The sequence below is a fragment of the Bradyrhizobium sp. TM233 genome, from assembly GCF_036247965.1.
In the GTDB taxonomy this organism is placed as follows: domain Bacteria; phylum Pseudomonadota; class Alphaproteobacteria; order Rhizobiales; family Xanthobacteraceae; genus Bradyrhizobium; species Bradyrhizobium ottawaense.
The window spans coordinates 196096-218875 of sequence record NZ_BTIG01000004.1; the positions used below are offsets into that span (position 1 = coordinate 196096).

Annotated in this window: 19 protein-coding genes and 1 pseudogene; 14 read left to right on the plus strand and 6 right to left on the minus strand. The window is 65.8% G+C overall.

Going from position 1 to position 22780, the window contains the following annotated elements:
* The first annotated feature begins 185 nt into the window (after positions 1 to 185).
* From lptF to AABA86_RS12160, 9 genes are all read left to right on the plus strand, one after another.
* Positions 186 to 1355: an LPS export ABC transporter permease LptF gene (lptF, locus tag AABA86_RS12120; protein ID WP_212244761.1), complete on the plus strand. Its 1170-nt coding sequence runs from the start codon at positions 186 to 188 to the stop codon at positions 1353 to 1355.
* The gene (lptG, locus tag AABA86_RS12125; protein ID WP_212244763.1) at positions 1352 to 2449 is read left to right on the plus strand and encodes an LPS export ABC transporter permease LptG; all 1098 of its coding nucleotides are present in this window, start codon (positions 1352 to 1354) and stop codon (positions 2447 to 2449) included. Before lptF ends, lptG begins: the two co-directional genes overlap by 4 nt.
* Positions 2449 to 4938 carry an LPS-assembly protein LptD gene (locus AABA86_RS12130; RefSeq protein WP_445083463.1) on the plus strand — a complete coding sequence of 830 codons (2490 nt, stop codon included), beginning with the start codon at positions 2449 to 2451 and terminating at the stop codon, positions 4936 to 4938. The genes lptG and AABA86_RS12130 overlap by 1 nt, the downstream gene beginning before the upstream one ends.
* 69 nt (positions 4939 to 5007) lie before the next feature.
* Positions 5008 to 5943 carry a SurA N-terminal domain-containing protein gene (locus AABA86_RS12135; RefSeq protein WP_338306908.1) on the plus strand — a complete coding sequence of 312 codons (936 nt, stop codon included), beginning with the start codon at positions 5008 to 5010 and terminating at the stop codon, positions 5941 to 5943.
* Complete coding sequence (gene pdxA / locus AABA86_RS12140; RefSeq protein ID WP_212244769.1) at positions 5943 to 6980, plus strand: 4-hydroxythreonine-4-phosphate dehydrogenase PdxA; 1038 nt, start codon at positions 5943 to 5945, stop codon at positions 6978 to 6980. The genes AABA86_RS12135 and pdxA overlap by 1 nt, the downstream gene beginning before the upstream one ends.
* Entirely contained in the window at positions 6980 to 7840 is an 861-nt protein-coding gene (rsmA, locus tag AABA86_RS12145) for a 16S rRNA (adenine(1518)-N(6)/adenine(1519)-N(6))-dimethyltransferase RsmA (RefSeq protein WP_338306910.1), read from the plus strand. The genes pdxA and rsmA overlap by 1 nt, the downstream gene beginning before the upstream one ends.
* Positions 7841 to 7856: 16 nt before the next feature.
* A complete protein-coding gene (locus AABA86_RS12150; RefSeq protein WP_212244779.1) occupies positions 7857 to 8915 on the plus strand; it encodes an alcohol dehydrogenase in 1059 nt (352 codons plus the stop codon).
* Between the two features lie 76 nt (positions 8916 to 8991).
* The gene (locus tag AABA86_RS12155) at positions 8992 to 9228 is read left to right on the plus strand and encodes a hypothetical protein (protein WP_338306911.1); all 237 of its coding nucleotides are present in this window, start codon (positions 8992 to 8994) and stop codon (positions 9226 to 9228) included.
* Positions 9229 to 9457: 229 nt separating this feature from the next.
* On the plus strand, positions 9458 to 10177 hold the full coding sequence (locus AABA86_RS12160; protein ID WP_338306912.1) for a Crp/Fnr family transcriptional regulator: 720 nt from the start codon (positions 9458 to 9460) through the stop codon (positions 10175 to 10177).
* 5 nt (positions 10178 to 10182) lie between these two features.
* Here AABA86_RS12160 and AABA86_RS12165 read toward each other — a convergent pair whose 3' ends face one another.
* On the minus strand, positions 10183 to 10920 hold the full coding sequence (locus AABA86_RS12165) for a Crp/Fnr family transcriptional regulator (protein ID WP_338306914.1): 738 nt from the start codon (positions 10918 to 10920) through the stop codon (positions 10183 to 10185).
* Between the two features lie 160 nt (positions 10921 to 11080).
* Here AABA86_RS12165 and AABA86_RS12170 point away from each other — a divergent pair, with 160 nt between their 5' ends.
* Positions 11081 to 11332: a hypothetical protein gene (locus AABA86_RS12170; RefSeq protein ID WP_338306916.1), complete on the plus strand. Its 252-nt coding sequence runs from the start codon at positions 11081 to 11083 to the stop codon at positions 11330 to 11332.
* The gene (locus AABA86_RS12175; RefSeq protein WP_338306917.1) at positions 11332 to 12033 is read left to right on the plus strand and encodes a Crp/Fnr family transcriptional regulator; all 702 of its coding nucleotides are present in this window, start codon (positions 11332 to 11334) and stop codon (positions 12031 to 12033) included. Before AABA86_RS12170 ends, AABA86_RS12175 begins: the two co-directional genes overlap by 1 nt.
* Before the next feature lie 78 nt (positions 12034 to 12111).
* Here AABA86_RS12175 and AABA86_RS12180 read toward each other — a convergent pair whose 3' ends face one another.
* Both AABA86_RS12180 and AABA86_RS12185 read right to left on the minus strand, forming a co-directional pair.
* Positions 12112 to 13734 carry a hypothetical protein gene (locus AABA86_RS12180; protein WP_338306918.1) on the minus strand — a complete coding sequence of 541 codons (1623 nt, stop codon included), beginning with the start codon at positions 13732 to 13734 and terminating at the stop codon, positions 12112 to 12114.
* Between the two features lie 267 nt (positions 13735 to 14001).
* Positions 14002 to 15281, minus strand: a pseudogene (locus tag AABA86_RS12185) (amidohydrolase family protein).
* Positions 15282 to 16636: 1355 nt separating this feature from the next.
* On the opposite strand from AABA86_RS12185, the gene AABA86_RS12190 reads away from it, so the two are divergent.
* From AABA86_RS12190 to AABA86_RS12200, 3 genes are all read left to right on the plus strand, one after another.
* Positions 16637 to 17977: a caspase family protein gene (locus AABA86_RS12190; protein ID WP_338306919.1), complete on the plus strand. Its 1341-nt coding sequence runs from the start codon at positions 16637 to 16639 to the stop codon at positions 17975 to 17977.
* Between the two features lie 29 nt (positions 17978 to 18006).
* Positions 18007 to 18513, plus strand: coding sequence for a hypothetical protein (locus tag AABA86_RS12195; protein ID WP_338306920.1), 507 nt, complete (start codon positions 18007 to 18009; stop codon positions 18511 to 18513).
* Positions 18514 to 18645: 132 nt separating this feature from the next.
* A complete protein-coding gene (locus AABA86_RS12200; protein WP_338306922.1) occupies positions 18646 to 19890 on the plus strand; it encodes a hypothetical protein in 1245 nt (414 codons plus the stop codon).
* Here AABA86_RS12200 and gmk read toward each other — a convergent pair.
* The 3 genes from gmk to mltG all read right to left on the minus strand — a co-directional run bounded on the left by gmk (position 19823) and on the right by mltG (position 22763).
* Positions 19823 to 20482, minus strand: coding sequence for a guanylate kinase (gene gmk / locus AABA86_RS12205; protein ID WP_338306924.1), 660 nt, complete (start codon positions 20480 to 20482; stop codon positions 19823 to 19825). The genes AABA86_RS12200 and gmk overlap by 68 nt on opposite strands.
* Before the next feature lie 3 nt (positions 20483 to 20485).
* The gene (locus AABA86_RS12210) at positions 20486 to 21373 is read right to left on the minus strand and encodes a YicC/YloC family endoribonuclease (RefSeq protein ID WP_338306926.1); all 888 of its coding nucleotides are present in this window, start codon (positions 21371 to 21373) and stop codon (positions 20486 to 20488) included.
* A gap of 115 nt (positions 21374 to 21488) precedes the next feature.
* The gene (mltG, locus tag AABA86_RS12215; protein WP_212246245.1) at positions 21489 to 22763 is read right to left on the minus strand and encodes an endolytic transglycosylase MltG; all 1275 of its coding nucleotides are present in this window, start codon (positions 22761 to 22763) and stop codon (positions 21489 to 21491) included.
* Positions 22764 to 22780: the final 17 nt, after the last annotated feature.

A 22780-nucleotide genomic window follows, 5' to 3' on the forward strand; every position in this document is an offset into this window, starting at 1 on the left:
ATATTAACCATATAATGAGGGTGCCACGGGGCAGCCATTTTGTTGACGGATCAAAGGGATGGTAGTGAGAGAGTGAGCTGGCGGAAGAGGCGCTGGCCAACCTTGGGGATCCCCTGATCCGGGATTGGTTGGACAGCGGAATTTCGGCCGACATTGGGGACTTGGTGGGATTCGTGCGGTAGCGCATGGGGTCGATCGATAGGTATATCTTCCGCACGACGCTGGCGTCGTTTGCGCTGATCCTGGTCAGCCTCACCGGCGTGATCTGGATTACGCAGGCGTTGCGCGGCATCGACCTGATGACGAGCCAGGGTCAGACCATCCTCACCTTCCTCGGCATCACCAGCCTCGTCGTGCCCGCCCTGGTCCTGATCATCTCGCCGATCGCGCTGATGATCGCGATCTCGCACACGCTGAACAAGCTCGCGACCGATTCCGAGATCATCGTGATGAATGCCGCCGGCCTGTCGCCGTTCCGGCTGTTCTATCCGTTCTTCTACGCCACCTGCGTGGTGGCGCTGCTGGTGGCCTTCATCGCGGCCTATCTCGCCCCCGACGGCATGCGGCGGATCAAGCAGTGGGATGCCGAGATCACCGCGGACGTGCTCACCAACATCCTGCAGCCCGGCCGCTTCGCCCAGCTCGACCAGAATCTCACGATCCGGATTCGCGAGCGCCAGCCCGGCGGCATCCTTGCGGGCATCTTCATCGACGACCGCCGCGATCCGAACGAGCGCGTCTCAATCGTCGCCGAGCACGGCGAGGTCGTGAAGAACGAGACCGGCTCGTTCCTGGTGCTGGAGACCGGCAATCTCCAGCGCTTCGAGGCGGGCAAGCGCGATCCCGCGCTGGTGGCCTTCGGCCGCTACGGCTTCGACATGTCGAAATTCTCAAACCAGGGCCGCGACGTCACCCTGGGCATCCGCGAGCGCTATCTCTGGGAGCTGCTCTCGCCGTCCGACAACGACCCCGTCTACAAGCAGATCCCCGGCCAATTCCGCTCGGCGCTGCATGACAGCCTGCTCGCGCCGATCTATTGCTTCGCCTTCGCCGTGCTGACCTTCGCCTTCCTCGGAGCGCCCCGCACCACCCGCCAGAGCCGCAATTTCTCGATCGGCGGCTCGGTCGTTGCGGTGTTCGGCCTGCGCATGGCCGGCTTTGCCTGCTCGGTGATGGCGGTGAAGTCGCCGGGGCCGGTGCTGGTTCAATACGCGATGGTCTTTGGCGCCATCGGCGTCGGGCTGTGGATGATCATCGGCGGCGTCGTGGTCGAGCCGCCGCCTGGCCTCATGGAGGCCATCAACAGGTCGAATGCGCGCATCGCGCGGCTGTTCGGACGGCCGGCCACCGCATGAGCATGCTCACCAACACACTCGGACGCTATTTCGCCGGCCGCTTCGTGGTCGCGGCGCTCGGCGTGTTCGCCGGCATTTTCCTGCTGCTGGTGCTGGTCGACTACATCGAGATGGTGCGCAAGACCTCGGGGCTGGCATCCGCCTCGGCGCTCATGGTGGCCGAGACCTCGCTGTTCCGGGTGCCGCAGCTCCTGGAGAAGCTGACGCCGTTCTGCATGCTGATCGGCGCGATGACCTGCTATCTCGCCCTCTCCCGACGGCTCGAGCTCGTGGTTGCGCGCGCCGCCGGCATCTCCGCATGGCAGTTCATCTCGCCGGCGCTCGGCAGCGCGCTGCTGATCGGGGTGATCGCCACCATCGGCTACAATCCGATGTCGGCGAACTTGCGCGAGCTCTCCAAGCGCATGGAAGCCGAGCTGTTCGGCTCGGCGCCCGGCGGCGGCATCCAGGACGCTTCCGGCTTCTGGCTCAATCAGGTGACCAGCGACGGCCAGACCATCATCAACGCCGCGCGCAGCGAGCAGCAGGGCGTCCGACTCACCGGCCTGACGCTGTTCCGCTTTGACACAGACAGTCACTTCAAGGAGCGGATCGAGGCGCGCGAGGCGACACTGGAAGCTGGCCATTGGCTGTTCAAATCCGTTCGCCGCTTCTCGCTGGACTCCCCCCCGATCGACCAGGCCACCTTGGTGATTCCGACGACGCTGACCGAGGCGCAGGTCCGCAACAGCTTTTCCACCCCCGAGACTGTGTCCTTTTGGCAACTACCGAGCTACATCCGCTCGTCCGAAAGCTCGGGCTTCGCGACAGCAGGATACCGACTCCAGTATCAGAAGCTTCTGGCACAGCCGTTTTTGCTTGCCGCCATGGTGATGCTCGCGGCCTCGGTGTCGTTGCGCTTCTTCCGGATGGGCGGCGTGCAGAAGATGGTTTTGAGTGGCGTGGGCGCAGGCTTTCTGCTCTACGTTCTGTCGAAAGTGACTGAAGACTTGAGCAAGGCTGAGTTGATGCATCCGATCGCTGCGGCGTGGTTGCCCGTGGTGGTGGGCGGCCTCACCGGCTTTTTGGCCTTGTTGTACCAGGAGGACGGTTAGTGACTGCCGTCCATCGAGGACCCGTGTCTCGTTTGACGCGCCGCATCGTGATGCGCGCGAACGGGTGCGGCTTGTCTCTTCGCAGGCTCATGATGGCTGTCGCTGCCGTGGCATCGCTCGGCGCGCTGATCGATGTTGCCGCCGTGGCCCCCGCCTCGGCCCAGAGCTTCACCTACAATCCGCTGCCGCCGCGCCCGAAGCCGCCGAAGGCCGCCAACGACAACCAGATGCTGGTTCAGGCGACCGAGGTCGACTACGACTACAACAATTCGCGCGTCTCCGCGGTCGGTAACGTCCAGCTGTTCTACAACGGCACCAGCGTCGAGGCCGACAAGGTCATCTACGACCAGAAGACCAAGCGGCTGCATGCCGAAGGCAACATCCGCATGACGGATGCCGACGGCAAGATCACCTATGCCGAGATCATGGATCTCTCCGACGATTACCGCGACGGTTTCGTCGATTCGCTGCGTGTGGACACGGCCGACCAGACCCGCATGGCCGCGAGCCGCGCCGATCGCTCCAGTGGCAATTACACGGTGTTCGAGAACGGCGTCTACACGGCCTGCGCGCCGTGTAAGGACGATCCGAAGAAGCCGCCGCTGTGGCAGGTCAAAGGTGCGCGCATCATCCACGACCAGCAGGAGAAGATGCTGTATTTCGAGACGGCGCAGATCGAATTCTTCGGTGTGCCGCTCGCCTACATGCCCTATTTCTCGACGCCCGACCCGACCGTGAAGCGCAAGAGCGGCTTCCTGATGCCGGGCTATTTCCCGGGCACGACGAACACGGGCTTCGGCGCCGAGGTTCCGTATTACTGGGCGATCGCGCCCGACATGGACGCAACCATCACCCCCCGCTTCATGTCGCGGCAGGGCGTGCTGCTGCAGGGCGAATTCCGTCAGCGCCTGATCGACGGCGCCTACCAGATCCGCGCCTACGGCATCGACCAGCTCGATCCCGGCGCGTTCTCCGGGCAGCCCGGCGACAAGCAGTTCCGCGGCGCCGTCGACACCAAGGGTCAGTTCGCGCTGAACGACAAATGGGTCTGGGGTTGGGACGGCGTCCTGATGTCCGACTACTATTTCTTCTCGGACTACCGGCTTTACCAGTACCGCGATCCGCTCGGCTCGTTCCTGCTGCTGCCGACGGAAGCGCTGTCGCAGCTCTATCTGACCGGCGTCGGCAACCGCAGCTTCTTCGACGCGCGCACGATGTACTGGCTGAGCTATTCGGGTAACCAGAGCCAGGTGCCGATCGTCTATCCGGTGATCGACTACTCCAACGTGCTCAACTATCCGGTCTTCGGCGGCGAGTTCAGCTACAAGACCAATTTCGTCAACCTGTCGCGCGACCAGGCGGTGTTCGATCCGATCACCACGATCGCCAACACCAACAGCCTGTGCACGACGGCGTCGGCCGATCCGCTGGCCCGCACGCCGTCGCAGTGCCTGCTGCGCGGCTTCCCCGGCAGCTATACCCGCCTCACGGCCGAGGCGCAGTGGCGCAAATCCTTCACCGATCCGCTCGGCCAGATCTGGACGCCGTTCGCCAGCCTGCGCGCCGACGCGATCAACTCCTCGGTCTCCAACCAGCCGGGCGTGTCGAACTATCTTCCCGTCGGCGACACCCAGGCGTTCCGCCTGATGCCGACCGTGGGCCTGGAATACCGCTACCCCTTCATCAACGTTCAGCCCTGGGGCTCGACCACCGTCGAGCCGATCGCGCAGATCATCATCCGGCCGAACGAGACCTATGCCGGCAAGCTCCCGAACGAGGACGCCCAGAGCATGGTGTTCGACGCCTCGAACCTGTTCAGCGTCGACAAGTTCTCCGGCTATGACCGCGTCGAGGGTGGCGGCCGCGCCAATGTCGGCGTGCAGTCCACCACGCAGTTCGACAAGGGCGGCGCCGTTAAGGCCCTGTTCGGCCAGTCCTACCAGCTGTTCGGCATGAACTCCTTCGCGGTCCAGGACCCCATCAATACCGGCCTCAATTCCGGCCTGGACAAGCCGCGTTCCGATTACGTCGCGAGCGCCAGCTACTCGCCCAACAGCACCTACACGTTCAGCGTCCGCTCCCGCATGGACGAGGAGACCTGGAACGTGCAGCGCTTCGAGGCGGAAGGCCGCGCCAACTTCAATCGCTGGGCAGTCAGCGTGCTGTACGGCAATTACGCGGCGCAGCCGGAGCTCGGCTATCTGACCCGCCGCGAGGGCATCCTGACCTCGGGCTCGCTGAAGATCGCGACCAACTGGGTGGTGTCGGGCTCGGCGCGGTGGGACCTCGAGGCCAACAAGATCAACCAGTATGTGCTCGGCGCCGGCTATGTCGACGATTGCTTCGTGCTGGCGGCGAACTACGTAACTTCGTATAGCTATTCGGCGGGCACCGCGCCGCCCGTGCTGAGCCATGCGTTCATGTTCCAGATCGGCCTGCGCACGCTGGCGACCTCGTCGACGACCAGCAGTTCCGCCGGCCTCCAGTGAACGGTTTGAAGTGCCGGCCGCGCTTGCCCCCATCACAGGCTCGACGCGGCTGACATGCGAGCGACAATCATGACGACCCCATTGCCCGTCTTCCGCCTCCTCCTCGCCATCGCTGCCGGACTGATCCTGACCGGACTGCCCTCGCCGTCGCGCGCGCAGAACATCGTCGTCATGGTCAACGGCGACCCGATCACCGATTTCGACATCGAGCAGCGCTCCAAGCTCGACCAGCTGACGACGCAGAAGACCCCGAGCCGGCAGGAGGTCATCAACGAGCTGATCGACGACAAGGTGAAGACGAAGGAAGGCAAGAAGTACGGGGTCGATCCAGGTATCTCCGACATCAACCAGTCCTACGAAGGCATGGCGCAGCGCATGCGCATCACGCCGGACCAGCTCACCAAGTCGCTCGAATCCAAGGGCGTCCGCCCCGAAACGCTGAAGGGCCGCATGAAGGCCGAGATGGTCTGGACCAGCCTCGTGCGCGGCCGCTTCAAGGAGAAGCTGCTCGTCGGCGAGCGCGACGTCGCGCAGGCCGTGCAGGCCCAGACCGGCGACAAGCTCCAGATCGAGGGCACCGAATACAAGATGCAGCCGATCGTGCTGATCGTGCCGCGCGGCTCGTCCGCGGCGTTCCTGGAGACACGGAAGAAGGAAGCCGAGAGCTATCGCGCGCGCGTCGGAAGCTGCGAGGAAGCCAACTCGCTGTTCCGCTCGACGCCGAACGCCACCATCCGCGACAGCGTCACCAAGACCACCGCGGAATTGCCCGAGGCGCTGCGCAAGGTGCTCGACGACACCCCGATCGGCCACCTGACCGCGCCCGAGATGACCAAGAACGGCATCGAGATGGTGGTGCTGTGCGCGCGCAAGCCGACCATGATCGACACGCCGAAGAAGCGCGAGGTCCGCGAGAAGATGTATCAGGAGAAGTACGAGAAGACCCAGAAGGCCTATCTCGACGAGCTCCGCAAGGCGGCGATGATCGAATATCGCAACCGCTGATGGCCAATCGCGCAGCCAAACCGCATACCCTTCCCCTTGCCCTGACGCTGGGAGAGCCCGCCGGCATCGGCCCCGACATCACGATCGCAGCCTGGCTCCGGCGCCGTGAGCTGAACCTGCCCGCCTTCTATCTGCTCGGCGACGAAGCGCTGATCGCCCGGCGCGCCAGGGCGCTCGCCGCCTCGCTGGGTGCCGACGTCAGGACCGCGGCGGTGAGCCCCGGCGAGGCCGAGGCCGCCTTCACCGAGGCCCTCCCCGTGGTCGCCACCGGCGAGCGCGCGACCGCCGAGCCCGGCAAGCCCGACGCATCGAGCGCACCGGCTGCGCTCGCCTCGATCCGGCAGGCGGTCACCGATGTCCGCGAGGGCCGCGCCGGCGCCGTCGTCACCAATCCGATCGCCAAGAGCGTGCTCTACCGCTCAGGCTTCCGTCATCCCGGCCACACCGAATTCCTCGCCGAGCTTGCCGCGGAAGGCGGCCGCGTGCCGCAGCCGGTGATGATGCTGTGGTCGCCGCGGCTCGCGGTCGTGCCCGTGACCATCCACGTCTCGATCCGCGATGCGCTGGGAGAGCTCACCAGCGAGCTGATCGTCTCGACCGTTCGTATCGTCGCAGCCGAGTTGAAATCCCGCTTCGGCATCGCGCAGCCGCGCATCGCGGTCTCCGGCCTCAATCCACATGCCGGCGAGGACGGCTCGCTCGGCCACGAGGAGCAGACCATCATCGCCCCGGCGCTCAGGACGTTGCGTGGCGACGGCATCGAGACCAGGGGCCCGCTGCCCGCCGACACCATGTTCCACGAGGCCGCGCGCAGCACCTATGACTGCGCGATCTGCATGTATCACGACCAGGCGCTGATCCCGATCAAGACCGTCGCCTTTGACGATGCCGTCAACGTCACGCTCGGCCTGCCCTTCATCCGCACCTCGCCCGATCACGGCACCGCCTTCGACATCGCCGGCACCGGCAAGGCCAATCCGGCGAGCCTGATCGCGGCGCTCAAGCTTGCAAGCCGCATGGCGGCTACGACCACCTGATGAGCGCGATCGACGACCTCCCGCCGCTCCGCGAGGTCATTCGCCAGCACGCGCTATCGGCGCGCAAATCGCTCGGCCAGAATTTCCTGCTCGACCTCAATCTCACCGCCCGCATCGCGCGCGCAGCAGTGCCGCTCGAAGATTCCACGATCGTGGAGATCGGCCCGGGCCCGGGCGGGCTGACGCGCGCACTGCTCGCGCTCGGCGCGCGGCGCGTCATCGCCATCGAGCATGACGAGCGGGCGATCCCGGCCTTGCAGGATATTTCCGCGCGCTACCCTGACAGGCTCGAGATCGTGCATGGCGATGCCATGACCTTCGATCCCCGCCCGCTGCTCAATGGCGAACGCGCGAAGATCGTCGCCAACCTGCCCTACAACATCGCGACCCAGCTCCTGATCGGCTGGCTCACCGCCGAGCCATGGCCGCCCTGGTACGACATGATGGTGCTGATGTTTCAGCGCGAGGTCGGCGAGCGTATCGTCGCGCGCGAGGACGAGGAGGCCTACGGCCGGCTCGGCGTGCTCGCCAATTGGCGCTGCGAGACCAAGATCCTGTTCGACATTGCGCCGTCCGCCTTCGTGCCGCCGCCCAAGGTCACCTCCTCGGTCGTCCGCCTCACGCCGCGCGCAGAGCCGCTGGCCTGCGATCGCAGGATGCTCGAACAGGTCGCGGCCGCCGCCTTCGGCCAGCGCCGCAAGATGCTGCGCCAGAGCCTGAAATCGCTCGGCGTCGATCCGGCGCGGCTTGCGCAAGCCGCTGGCGTCGATGCGACGCGGCGCGCCGAGACCATTCCGATCTCAGGCTTTGTTGCCATGGCCTGTGAATTGGCCAATATACGAACCGAAACAGAGCGATAATTTCGGAGGAAGAAATATGGCGTTGATGCGTCGGCAGTCCCTGGTCAAGTTCGATGCGCCGCTGTGCGAGACCATCGTCGATACGCCGAAGCCGAAAGGCGCCGAAGTGCTGGTGCGCATCGAGCGCTGCGGCCTCTGCCATTCCGACCTGCACATCCAGGACGGCTATGCCGATCTCGGCGGCGGCAAGAAGCTCGACACCACGCGCGGCATGACGCTGCCCTTCACGCTCGGCCACGAGATTGCCGGCGTCGTCGACGAAGTCGGCCCGGACGTCGCCGCCGGCCTCGTCGGCGCGAAGAAAGCCGTCTTCCCCTGGATCGGCTGCGGCCAGTGCCGCGACTGCGCCAATGGCGACGAGAACCTCTGCGTCAAGCAGCGCTTCCTCGGCGTCTCCATCGACGGCGGCTTCGCCACCCACGTGCTGGTGCCCGACGCGAAATATTTGCTCGACTACGATCCCCTGCCCGTCAACCAGGCCGCGACGCTGATGTGCTCCGGCGTCACCGCCTATGGCGCGCTCAAGCGCCTGGTCGACCGTCCGCGCCAGCGCAATTTGCTGCTGATCGGTCTCGGCGGCGTCGGCATGATGGGCCTGTCGTTCGCGCAGGCGATGTTCAAGCAGCCGATCACGGTCGCCGACCTCTCGCCGGCCGCGCGCGACACCGCGCTCAAGAATGGCGCCGCCAATGCCTACGACCCGTCCGAGCCCGACGTGATCAAGCGCATCCTGAAGGAGACCGAAGGCGGTTTTGACGAGATCGTCGATTTCGCCGGCAACGAGAAGTCGATGGCCTTTGCGGTCGCGGTCGCCGCGCGCGGCGGCAAGATCGTGGTCTCCGGCCTGATGGGCGGCCAGTTCACATTGCCGATGGTGCAATGGGTCTACAAGCGCATGACCATCGAAGGTTTCATGGTCGGCACGCTCGCCGAGGCCCAGGAGCTGATGGCGCTGGCGCGCGCCGGCAAGATCAAGCCGACGCCGATGCGCGAGGAGCCGATGGGCGACGTCCAGAAATGGATCGACGAGCTTCGTGCCGGCAAGGTCGTCGGCCGCATCGTGTTGAAGAACTGACTCATCGCTGCGGCGGGCCCAACGCAAGTTGGGCCCGCGTGACGGAACGCCTGCTGCCCCGCCGCGTTGGCAGCCCATGTCCATTCGTTGCACCGTCGAAAGCGCATTCTTCATCGCCTGGAGCTGCCTCGAGCAGAGCGGCGAACTCGGCCCGCCGGACGAGAGCGCCAACGTCATTCTCGACGCCATCGAAGCCCAGCTCAAAACCGGCGAACGCCGGCAGCTGATGCTCGCCAACAGAGCGATCGACGCCTACCGCGCGCACGCGACGCTGCGCCGATCCTCGTGGGATCGCCAAGCACGCTTCGGGTGATGATCACCGCCCTCGGCCGCCGGCCCGGCGGCGTGTTGACGGATTGAGGCCGGCGGTCCTCGGGCAAAGCGCACGGGGTACGGCGCCCGGCGCCAGACGCTACGCCAAGCCGCGCGCCAACATCTCGACCATCGACGGCCGCTTGTGTGCACTTTGGAACCGTCGGTTCCGCCACGGAAACGTAGGGTTCTGGCTGGAGCCGATTCCCGGCCAGCCAAGAGAAGAAACTGTGACCGGTCGGCCCCCGAACGATCTGCTCCGGCAGCTCACGCACCAGGATTTCGAACTGCTCGCGCCTCACCTCCAGCCGGTCGAACTCGCAGCGAGCCACGTCCTGCATCACGCCGGCGACGACGTGGCAGCGGTGCACTTTCCCTGCGGTCCCGCACTCGTGTCGTTCGCCGTGCCGGTCGAGGACGATCGCGAGGTCGAGAGCCTGCTGGTGGGCCGCGAGGGTGCGGTGGGCATTGCCGCAGGCCGCAGCCCTTCGCTCGCTTACTCGCGCATCGTCGTGAAGCTGGGCGGCAGCCTGGTCCGGCTGCCGCTGCGCGCGCTCGAGCAGGCGCAGCAGAGATCGGCGACTCTTCAAGAGGCCTTCTCGCGCTATGCCGACTGCCAATTCGCGCAGCTGCTGCAGACGGCGGCCTGCAACGCCGCCCATTCGATCGAGCAGCGCGCCGCCAAGTGGATCCTCTCCGCGAAAGCGAGCATCGGCGGGGCCGAGATCCCCCTCACCCACGAGCAGCTCGCCGGCATGCTCGGCGTCTCCCGCAGCTATGCCAGCCGTGTGATCCAGATGTTCAAGGCAAGGCGCATCCTCGCCACCCGCCGCGGCGCCATCCTGATCCTCGACGGGGCAGCGCTCGAAGCCAGAGCCTGCTGCTGCAACGACTGGGTGAGGAAGCATTTCGACGAGGTGCTGGGCGGAGCGGCCCCAGCCGATGGCTAGCCCCCTCACGCCTCCGGCGGCGACTGACGCTTCAAATGCAAATAGGCCGGGTTGAAATCGCCGAGCCGCTGCAGCTCGCGCCATTTCAGGACGATGAGCTCCCCGTCGCGCAGATCCATCGCGCCGCCCCGTCTGAGGTCAGCGAGCGTCCGGTTCACCGTCGCGATCGCCATGCCTAGCGTCTCGCCGAGCTGCACCAGGCTGATCGGCAGGCAGAAGCGATTGCCGCGGATGAGCTGCGCGGCGCGGGCCCGGTAGAACAGCTCGCAGAACAGGTGCGCCATGCGCGCCTGCATCGGCCGGGCGCTGTTGTTGGTGATGGCCTCGCGGAAGATCGAGGCATCGAGCAGCGTCTCGCGCCAGACCGAGAGCGCGAAAGTGGGCCGGCGCCGGAAGGCCGTGAACAATTCGCGATGCGGGATGAAGGCAACCGAGGCGTGCCCGAGCGCGGAGAGCCCATGGTCCATCTGGTCGATGAACAGGCCCTGGGAATCCGGCAGGTCACCGGAGATATGGAACGCGAGATATTGCCGCCCCCCGCTGCCGAGCAGATGGTAACGCGCCACCATGCCGGAGACGACCAGCGCCGAATGTTCGGGCTCGTCACCCTGGCGGATCAAATCCTCGTTGGGCGCGACATCACGCTGCGTGAAGGTGAGCGCGCGGATCTCGTCGAGATCCTCCCCGGTGAGCGCGGTGTGCTCGCTCAGGTTCCGGATCAGCACGTCGTGGGCTTTTTCCATGAGACCGCCAAAAATCGCGCGGGATCTATCAAATGATACTTCTGGCCCCGGGTCAGCGGACTAGAACGCGAGACGAAGGCACAGGTTGCTAACCCGTTTGCGGATCGTACGGGTCGCACCCTGGCCATCACCTCGATCATCAACCGAGCCGGCCCTTCTCATGAGCCCTGCGACGATCCTGGAGCGCATCCGCGGCCTGTTCGCATCCGATACAAGCGAACACCTCGACCGCATCAGCGACGCCTTCAAGACCGGCACGCTGCGCGAGCCGGCGCGTCCGATGTCGGATCAGGAACTGGCCTGCGCCATCCGCGAGTTCCGCAGCGCTGAGGTCTCCGACCGGACCATCGCAAAGCTCTCGCGGCGCTTCATCGAAGTGCCGCGAGACGGCCGAAACACGTCGCGAGGCTGATGCCGCATCCGAAGTTCATCGCGCGTCTCCAGGCCATCGAAGGCCTGTCGGAGGACGAACGCCGGCAGATCGCGGGCCTGCCGTCCACGCTGCGCCAGGTCGCGGACGGCGAGATCGTGCTGCGCCAGGGCGAGACCGCCTCGCGCTGCGTCTACGTCGTCAGCGGCTTCCTCTACCAGGCCCGCATCGTCGGCGACCGCAGCCAGATCCTCGCGTTCCACGTTCCCGGCGACATGCCATGCCTGCACACGCTGCTGGTCTCGCCGATGGATGCGGACCTCGTCGGCCTCGGCCCGACCATCGTCGGCTATGTCGGGCACAGCCAGCTCCGCCAGCTGCTCGACGGCTCGAACCATCTGACCCGCGCGTTCTGGCGCGAGACGTTGATCGATGCGGCGATCTCGCGGCAATGGATCGCCCGCCTCGGCGCGCAGGCAGCCCTGCCGAAGGTCGCGCACCTCATCTGCGAGCTCGCGGCAAGGCTGGAGGTCGTCGGCCTTCTCAAGGACGGCTGCTTCCAGATGCCGATGACGCAGCGGCATGTTGCCGATACCTGCGGTCTGTCGATCGTCCACGTCAATCGCACTATTCAGGAACTGCGGCATCGTGGATTGATCGCCTGGGAGGGCAGTGAGATCGAGCTGCTGCAGCCTGAAGAGTTGCGCAGGTTTGCCGATTTCACGCCCGACTATCTGACCTGAGCGCAATGCGTCGCGATCGCGGCCGCACTATCCGCCACCTCCGCCGTCGTTGAAGCCGAAGACGGATCCGGTCCTGGGCTACGGCGTGATGATATCCAGCCTGTCCCGCGACGGCAGCGTTGCCTTGAACGCCCGAAGCGCTGCATCAATCGCCGCCGCATCGGCCAGCGGCGTGCGATAGAAATCGACATTCTGCCGCGACAAGGTCACGCTTCTCGTTTCGAGCACGGCGACCTTCGTCCAGCTCGACGGCACGCCTTTCTCGAACCAGCCCTCGTAAATCATGATGAGACCGACGTGGTGATCGTCGGCAAGGGCGGCCATCTCGGCCGGCCCATAAGCTTCCGCCATTCTCGCCTTGCGCACCTGCTCCGAACCAAGGCCCCAGAGATCGAGCGTGTAGTTGGTATTGCCATATGCAACCAGGCCGAGATCGTTGACGCCAACCGCATCTCTGTAAAACGATTTGGCGAAACGAGCCATCTGGTATTGCTGCTCGTAGATATCGCTTGCACCCAGCGGCGAGATCACTGCCGCTGTCATGTAGGGAATCGCGGCGGTGCCGAGCCCGAACACCACGCCAATCTTCACACGAGACCATTGCAGCGCGGAGAGCCGTGGCTTGAGTTGTGCGACGCCCCACAGCAATGCGGTCGCCGCGAGAGCCATGATGTATACCTCGTACCGATTGAACCAACCGTATTGACCGCACGCCAGATGGGCTCCGACGGCAACGATGACGGTCAGAAGCACGATCAGGACCTTGCGATCGGCGCGTAGCAGACTGGCGCACCAGGCAACGGCGAGACCGAGTGCGATGAGCCGCAATCCATACGACGTCGACACGCTCCGCAGCATGTTCCTGACGATGGCAGGCAGCTCGCTCGCGGGCTGATCAAGGGTCGTCAGATAGCCCTTCAACAAGACGGAGCTCGGCAGCAACGGCAGGCCACGCGAGGCCATGAGAACGACATAGCCCGACAGAGTGACGACAATGACAAGCGCGGCGCCGGCCGCGAAGCGGCGCTGGTCCAGCAGCGCGAACGCCGCGATCGCGGCACCGGCGAATGCGATCCCTTCGAAGCGGATGAGCGGAAGCAGCACCAGGGCGAGGAAATGGAGCGATGTCGGCGCGAACCCGCGCGCCGCCGCCACGAGACCCGCAAAGGTCACGATTGAGGCCCAGACGTGAACACTGTGCTCCATGCCGGTCATGGGCAGCGCGACCGCGCTGGCACTGAAGACGAGGAGCAGCGCGATCACGCAAGCGAACGGAAGCTCGCCCACGCCATCGAACAGGCCGCTCGTCTCCACGAGGCGTATGATCGCCAAGATCGTCGCGCCTGCGGCTGCAACGTTGATCAACAACGGACCAAATGCACCGAGATGAAGCGCTTCGGTCAGAGCCAGAAAATATGGCCAGATGATCGATGAACTAGGTGATGAATACTCCCCGGCGTTGACCCCATATCCGCCGGACAGGATCTGGTCGGCGACCGCAAGATGGATATACGCATCGTCCAGCGTGAAGAAGAGCCTGAAGTCGCACAGCGCCAGGACCGCGATGATCTCCATCGCAAGCAATCCCAGCCAAACGAGCATGGCCACCGTTGTGGGTTGAATCCGGGCAGCGGCCCCCAAATGTCCCGACGACGCCCTGCCTGTCTTGTCGGGGCAGTCGTATTGATCGACGACAGCCATCGCGCTCCCCTGTCAGTCGCTCGATCACGATTGACGCCTTGCCGGGGTCCATCTCCCGCAGCCTGCGGTTTACCGTAGCCTCCCTAACAATCGATGACTGCAAGGCCTGGAATATTACGGTTTCGCTGGGTCGTTTTCCGAGGTCCGGTCATTTGCAGGAAGCGCAGCCGCGAGCACCGAGCCCGTCTCCCGGGCCGGCGCAGAGGTGAAGGATTGGAACGAGGGAACGGCAGTCTCAACACCAGCTGAGACCAACCGGCCGGCTCTCTATCTCACTGCGAACGGCGCCTGATAGGGGCGGCCGAACGGCACACCGTTGATCACGGTCTGGACCGGCTTGAGATAGGCCTTCCCCTCCCTCTTGTTGTTGCGGGTGTCGACGAAGCTGACCGGCCCCTCCACCAATTCCATGATGGCGACGTCGCCGGGCGCTCCGACTTGCAGAGTGCCGATCTTCGGCGCGCGATCGATGATTTTCGCCGGCGCCGTGGTGGCCATCGCGACCACCTGCTCCAGCGTGAAGCCCAGCGTCATGAACTTGCTCATCACGTTGGGCAGGAACGGGATGCCCGGCGAATTGCCGGAGAAGACGTGGATGTCGGAGGAGATGGTGTCCGGTGTGCATCCACCGGGGATCGCGACTTCCGCCACGGTAAAATCGAAGCTGCCGCCGCCATGACCGACGTCGAACATGACGCCACGCTGCTTCGCCGCCAGGGCCGCAGGCAGCAGCTTGCCCTCTTGCACGATATTGGTGAAGACGTTGGACATGTTGGGGGCGCCCGAATAGGCATGCGTCAGCACGTCGCCCGGGCGGAGCAAATCGAGGATCTGCGACATCAGCTCCTTGGACTCGACGCCGCCGATATGCACCATCATCTTCGCCGGCCAGCCGCACATCTCGCAAGCCTGGATGCCGCGCTTCAGCGGCTCGAGCCCGTGCTTATAGATCACGTTCTCCGACATCCGCACTTTGACCCCGAGCAGGAAATCAGCGTTCTCGGCGAGCGCCATCGCGCAGGCTTCGGTCTGCGCGACGTCGATTTGTACAGCTCGGCGGCCGGGAACGCCGACAGGCCGTTATTGGCGATATGGACGAAGGCATACATCCGCGCCCGCGTCTGGGCCACGATGAAGCGGCGCAACGCCGCCAGATTGTTGACCCCGGCGTCGCCCGCGGACACGACGGTCGTCGTGGCCTGGAATTGTACCAGCTCGTCGGCGGGAATACCGATTGCCGAGCCGTAGGGGTAGACGTGACTATGCAGATCGATGAGACCGGGCATCACGAGCTTGCCTGACGCGTCGATGCTCTTCAGCGCGCGCTCGGCGGGGATCGCCTCCTGTACCGTTTCGATCACGCCCCAGCGGATGCCGATATCGCGTCTGGCGCGCAGCGACTGGCTGGGGTCGAGCACCTCGCCGCCTCGGATCACCAGATCGTACTTGTCGTTCGGCCCCATCGCGGCGCCGGCGGGCGCGGCGAGGCCGACAACTGCGGCTGACGTCGACAATGCCAGGAAATCGCGGCGTGACAACACAGACATAATGGTCCCCCCTTGCGCTTTTATTCGTGGCTACGTCCCCGCCTTGACGAGCAGATGCGCTTCTGCCGCCAACGTACGAGACCGGAATGAACGGGATTGGAAATTGCAGCATCTTCGCGCCGATGATCCGATCCTATGACTGCACACGAGCCCTGAGGAGCCGCGAAATTTTCTGAAATCGCGTGAACCTTCCTGGACGAGCGCCGACTAAGCGAGCACGCCCACGCGGGCCGCTTGGGTCATTCGCGGCGATGGGCCGGGTTTGCGCCATGCAGAACGTCAAGCAGAACTGACGGCGGCTCCCGCGAGGCGTCGGGCAAAACACCCGGTCAAGCCCTTGGCGCAAAAATATTCCACTTTCCCGAATTTCGGATTTGTGGCATACCCTCGCTCATCCCGGCCCCTGCCAAAGGGGCGCTTCGCGATCGTCACGAGATGCGGGCCGGGTGGCGGTGGACGCGGTAGCGCCGGCGCGGATCAGCATGATGACAGGGCGGGCAACCGTGAGTCCTCAGGCGACGCGATACGACACGGCGCGGTCACAGCGGTTTCGTCGATGCCAGAGGGCGGGCACACGCAAGCCCTCGGGTATTCCGGCGGGATCGTCCGCGGACGGAGAAGTCGTGTGGTCCTGACGCCCGGGGTCTGTGCGTCAAGGCTTGCGGTGATGCGGCGACCCGACCGGGCACGCGCATCAGCCATCCGCAAGGCGACGGGGGCAATAGTGCAACGCTCCCCGAGGAGAGCACGAAGGACACCGTTAAAACCATCCGCGCAGGGAAGGCCGGGCGACCGGCACACCTGTGGTCCACCCCGTGTGCATCTTCGTCGCGCACGGACTTGCGGGTGCCGCCGGCGCCCGGCCTTCCCTGCGCCCTTTGGTCTTCAAGGAGCGCGAACGACAGCAAGCCTCGGGCGAAACGCGCCGCGAGAGCGCGAAGGCGTGACTGCAAGTTGAGCTGAAAGCGGAGGATTCCGACGATGCACCTTGCGCTGTCATTGCGAAGAACTCTTGCGACGAAGCAATCCAGCAAGGCCGTAGGATGGGTAGAGCTCTTGCGAAACCCATCATGTATCGGCGCAAAACAGGGCACGATGGGTTTCGCTTTCGCTCTACCCATCCTACGAAGTCCCCTCTCGTGCCCCGGACGCGGCGCAGCGTCACTTTGACGGTGCGCTGCAGAGCCGGGGCCCATGTCGCAGCGGAGTCCTGGGCGCTGGGTCCCGGCTCTGCGCCGCAACGCATATGCGTTGCAGCTTGCCCGGGACACGTGTGTGGGTACCACCGTCTCTCACACCACTTTTCGCGCGCGCGCCGGGCTGGTAGACTGGTGGCATTATTTTGGGGAATATTGATGCGCGCGAGCATTTTCATTCGCGTTCTGGGGCTGGCAGCGCTGGCCTTGCTTGTCGTCAGGGCGGAGCCGGCATCGGCCGAGAAGCGCATCGCGCTCGTGGTCGGCAACTCCGCCTACAAGAACATCACGCCGCTGGACAATCCCTCCAAGGATGCGAGCCTGATGGCGGAGACGCTGGGCATGCTCGGCTTCACGCTGGTCGGCGGACGCGCCCAGCTCGATCTCGACAAGGGCGCGATGGACATCGCGGTGCAGAACTTCGGCCGACAGGTCCAGGGCGCCGACGTCGCGCTGTTCTACTATGCCGGCCACGGCGTGCAGGTCGCCGGCTCCAACTATCTCGTGCCTGTCGGCGCCAATCCGACGCGCGAGGCCGACGTCGATTTCCAGATGACCGACGTCAACCTCGTGCTGCGCCAGATGCAGGGCTCGGGCACGCGCCTCAACCTCGTGATCCTCGATGCCTGCCGCAACAACCCGTTCGGCTCACGCGGCCTGCGCTCCTCGGACGGCGGCCTGGCGCAGATGCGCGCGCCCGAGGGCACTCTGATCTCCTACGCGACGCAGCCCGGCAATGTCGCCCAGGACGGCAGCGACGGTCACAGCCCCTATACGAAGGCGCTGGCGACGACGATCCGGACCGCGGGCCTCGACGTGTTCCAGACCTTCAACCAGGTCGGCCTTGCCGTGAAGCGTGCCACCGCGGGCGCGCAGCAGCCCTGGGTGTCGTCCTCGCCGATCGACGGCACCTTCTATTTCGTGGCCCCGACAGAAACCGCCCCGCCCAGGATCGCGGCGATGCAGCCCGATCCGCTGCCGGCGGAGCGCCTGCGCGCCGATCCCGACCGCGCCCCGTTGCGCGATGCCGCCCTGCTCAGTGAGCTCAGCGAGCGGCTCTACGAGCTCAATTTCGATCCTGATACCCCCGACGGCCTCACCCGCGCGATCACAAAACTTCAGCAGCGGATTTCGATGCCGCCGAATGGGGAGCCGACCGAGGGCCTGCTGCTGCGCATGCGCAAGATGGAGGATCTCAAGCCCTGGGGATCGATCGTCTACGGGCCGGACAACAGCAAATGGGGCATCTCCTGGAACCACGCCTCGCGCCGCGCGGCGGTGGCGGATGCGCGCGGCAATTGCGCCGGCGCCAAATGTCCGATCGAGCTCTCCTTCTACGGCAAGAGCTGCGGCGCGTTCGCGATCTCCGACAAATCCTGGTCGCTGGTCCAGCGCGAGGGCGTGCAGCGCGCCAGGGACGCCGCGCTTGACGAATGCGGCAAGGCTGGCAAATCTTGCCGCATTATCGGATCCGTCTGCGCCGACGGCTCCGGCCGCTGATACAATTTTTTGAATTTGGATGTTTGCTCATGCCCATTGCCGTCATCCGTCCGATTGCCCTCGCCGTCCTCTTCAGCGCCGCCATCGCCTCATCGTCGGCCTACGCCCAATCCGGCAGCGCCGGCGGTTCGATCGGCAATGACGAGAAGTCGATGTCCGGCTCGCGCCAGGATCGGTCGTCAGACCGCTCGACCGAGCCTGCGCCCTCGGCGCGCCGAAGCAGGCCGGCGGCTGAAGAGCCACGCTCGTCGTCGCGGCGAAGCGGCGGCGGTGGCGGTGGAGGGTTTGACGGCGCCTGGGTGGTCACCAGCGTCGGCTGCGGCGGCACCACGTCCGGTGCGGTCGTCGTCTCCTCGGGCAAGGTCATCGGCCAGGGTGTCACTGGCACCGTCAGCCCGAGCGGCGCGGTCAGCACGGTCGGTCAAGGCGACGGCGTGACCTTCACAGGCTCCGGCCGTCTCGGGGGACGCAGCGGTTCGGGAACCTGGCGGCGCTCCGACGGTTGCGGCGGAACCTGGAGCTCAGCGAAGCAGTAACGCCCAAGGAAATGCCTGATCTCGCGGCGGAACGAACATGCCGCGAGCCCAATTCAAGCCACATCCTCTCCGGATTTGCGGCTCATTGCCACCCAAGTCTTTGATGACAAAGGGGTGGTTAAGAGTTGCGTCATGCGTAACCGGGAGACCAGGATGGGCAACCGCACCGCAAAATTCGTATCCGCGCTGGTCGGCAGCATCATTGCCGGCGCACCACTGGCCGCCGTGTCGCAGAACGCGCCGAGCGCACCGAGCACGGCCAACGCGGCCGCCGACTGCCTCGCCTCGCCGAAGGGCGCTGCGCCGCAGGGGCAGCACTGGTACTATCGTCTCGACCGCACGACCAAGCGGCAGTGCTGGTATCTGCGCGCCGAAGGCGGCAAGGTCACCCAGAGCGCCCAGGCCGCGAACGACACGCCCGAGCCGGATTCCACAAGCCCGCAAGCGGTGCAGAACGCACGCGCCGAATACATCGCGCCGCAGACGAGTGCCGCACCAGGCGTCCCGAACACGGCTGCGCCCGCGCCGGCCGCAACCAACGCGCCGCCGGTCGCCCAACAGCAGCCGCCAAGCGGTACCCCTGAGACCAACGCGCAGCAGCCGGCCGTGACCGCGCGCTGGCCCGAGGCCTCCCCGGCCTCCGCCGCGCCAGCGCCGCGGCCAGCTCCCGTCGCGGCCGCCGCGCCGCCGAGCGCAAAGCCGGCAAAGCCTCCCGCGCCGGTGGCCCTGGCCGCGGCAGACAACACCGCCGACAAGCCGACCGGCTCGCTGCAGATGCTGCTGCTCGTGATCGGCGGCGCGCTCGCGCTCGCCGGCATCCTCGCCAGCGTCATCTACCGCTTCGCCGGCGGACGCGTCCGCGTCCAGGCCGCCGACCGCCGCGGGCATTGGGACGCTTGGGCGCCGCAGGACCAGGACGGAAGCCGCGCGCCCTGGCTCGGTGCGGAGCCGGCCGTCACGCCGCGCGCACAGCCGGGCCCCGTCGACTTCGATGAAGCTCGGCCGAAGCAGACCGCGCAAATCGCGGCCTTCACCAAGGAGATCGGCAGGATCGCGGCGCAATCCGCCTCCATCCGCAACAAGGCCGCCGAGCTCGACAAGGCCGACATCTTCAACGGAAAGTTCGAGATCGAGGCATCGCCGCCCCGGCTCGCGGCGAAAGACACCGCCGACGCAGAGCCCGTCGATCGCCATGAAGATGTGCAGGTAGACGCGCATGAAGATGCGCCGGCCGAGGATGCCGTCGACGTCGACGTGATCACCGCGATGCTGGAACGGCTGGCGAAGCAAGGGCCGCGGCTGCCGCAGCCTAGCCCTGAAGCTGACCTTGCAAACCTCGCACGAAGCCAACGAGGCCAATCCGCCGCTCGCGCTTGAGGCGCTCGGCCTTCAGGATCGACTGCACCTCGGCGAAGGCCTCGTCGACATCGTGATTGATCACGATGTAGTCGTACTCGGCCCAGTGGCTCATCTCGTGGCTGGCCCGGCTCATGCGCTTGCGGATCACCTCGTCGGAATCCTGCGCGCGCGAATGCAGGCGCTTTTCGAGATCCGCCGCCGAGGGCGGCAGGATGAAGACGCTGACAACGTCGGCGCGGGCTTTTTCGCGCAGCTGCTGCGTGCCCTGCCAGTCGATGTCGAACAGCACGTCCTGCCCGGACGATAGCGCGGCTTCGACGGGGCTGCGCGGCGTACCGTAGCTGTTGTCGAACACGGTGGCCCATTCCAGCAGCTCATCGCCCTTCACCATCGCCTCGAAGCGGGGCTTGTCGACGAACAGATAATCCTTGCCGTTGACCTCGCCCGGCCGCATCGGCCGCGTGGTCGCGGAGACCGACATTTTCAGGCCGGACATGCGGTCGATCAAAAGACGCGACAGCGTCGTCTTGCCCGCGCCCGAGGGCGAGGACAGCACGAACATCAATCCGCGCCGCTCGACACCGTCAGTTCCGTGACCGCCCGTTGTCATCGATCACTCCAGATTCTGGACCTGCTCGCGGAACTGCTCGACCACGTTCTTCATGGCGAGGCCCGTATTGGTCAGCTCGATGTCGTTCGACTTCGAGCAGCAGGTGTTGACCTCGCGGTGAAACTCCTGCGCCAGGAAGTCGAGCTTGCGGCCGATCGGGCCGCCCTTGCCGATCAGCTCGCGCGCCTGCGCGATGTGGGACGCGATGCGGTCGAGCTCCTCGCGGATGTCGGCCCTGGTGGCGATCAGGATCGCCTCCTGCATCAGGCGGTCGGAATCGAAACGGTCGGAGGTGTCGAGCAGGCTCGCGATCTGCTCGGCGAGCCTCGCCTTGATCGCCTCCGGCTTGCGGCCGGGCGCGGCTTCCGCTTTTTTCGCCAATTGCTCGACCTCGTCGACGCGCTGGGTCAGGATCTGGCCGAGCGACGTGCCCTCGCGCTTGCGCATCTCGACGAGATCGGCGAGCGCCTTGTCGAAGGCTTCGGCCGCGGCGATCCGCGCGGCCTTGTCCTCCTCCTCGTCACCCTCGGGCTCGGCGACCTCGACGACGCCCTTGATGGCGAGCAGGCCGTCGATGCTCGGCGCCACCGCGTCGACCTTGCCGGCGATCATGGCGGCGGCCTTGAGGACGGCGTTGAGCACATCCTCGTTGACGCGGACGGAGGCTGCGGCATTGGCGCGCTTGACGGTGAGATTGGCGTAGACGGTGCCGCGCGACAGCAGCTCGCCGGCGCGTTTCTTGGCGTGGGCCTCGAGCTCGTCGAACCCCTGCGGCAGCCGCACCCTGAGGTCAAAGCCCTTGGCGTTGACCGACTTCAATTCCCATTCGAACGTGTACGGCCCGCTAGCGCCGTGGCTTCGGGCAAAGCCGGTCATGGACGACAGCGCCATCAGGTCAAATTCTCCAGAAACACGGGATTCGCGAGGCATCAAGCCACGCGAATCTTAAGACTATTTTGCAGGAAAGTGGAATCCGCAAAGTCCCGCAAGCAGGTCTGCAACGCGCCTAGCGCTGGACCACCGGCGGCGAGGGCTGCACCGCGCCCTGCCGCGCCGGTGCTGGAGCAGCGGGGCGTGCCGCCGGCGGCTTTTTCTGCTGATTGGGCCGCGCCGGCGTCGTCGCCGTCGGCGTATCGGCCGCCCCGGGCGCGGCGGCGGCGGGCGGCGGCGCATCCTCGGCCGGCTCCACCGTGTCGTTCTGGATCTGCTTTTCCATCGCGCGGAGCTTGGCGACGTTCTTCTGATGGGCGTCGTAAGTCTCGGTGAAGGCGTGCCCGCCGGTGCCGTCGGCGACGAAGAAGAGGTCGCGGGTGCGGGCCGGATTGGCGGCGGCCTCCAGCGAGGCGCGGCCGGGGTTGGCGATCGGACCCGGCGGCAGGCCTTCGATCACATAGGTGTTGTACGGCGAAGGCTGCGTGATCTCGCTGCGCTTGATCGGCCGGCCCAGCGTGCCCTTGCCGCCGACAAGGCCATAGATGATGGTCGGATCCGACTGCAGCTTGATCCGCTGCTTCAGCCGGTTGGTGAACACCGCGGCGACCCGGCTGCGCTCGTCCGGCTTGCCGGTTTCCTTTTCGACGATCGAGGCGAGCGTCACCAGCTGCTCAGGCGTCTTGACCGGAATGTCCTGATTGCGGCGTTCCCAGATCTCGGCGAGCACGCGCTTGTGCGCCTGCTGCATGCGCTGGACCACCTGATCACGCGGGGTGCCGCGCGGGAATTTGTAGGTCTCGGGCAGCAGGGTGCCCTCGCGCGGCAGCTCGCGCACGCTGCCGGTGAAGATGTCGTTGTCGGACAGGCGCGCCACGATCTGCTCGGAGGTGAGCCCTTCCGGAATCGTCACGGCATGCTGCACCACCTTGCCCTCGACGATGGTGGCGATGACGTCGCGGAGCGAGGCGTTCTTCTGGAACGCGTATTCACCCGGCTTGAGGTCCGAGCTCGCCTTCAAGGCGGCGACGCTGGCGATGAACACCCAGGGATTGACGTCGGTCACGCCTTCCCGGTTCAGCGTCTCGGCGATGTCGCGCTTGCCCGCGCGCTGCGGGATGTTGACGATCTTGTCGTCCTTCAGCGGCCCGGGCGCCTCGAGCACCTGCCGGCCGTAATAGTAGACGCCGCCGGCGCCGAGCATGGCGATCAGCAGAAGGGTGATGATGGCGTTGCCGACGACCACGAACGGATTGCGCGCACGGTCCGACCGCTTCGGCGGCGGCGGGACCTGCTCGGGCTCGAGCGCTGCCCGCGGACTCCGGGGCGAAATGGGCGGCCTTTCACTCATCGAAACAACCTGAATCC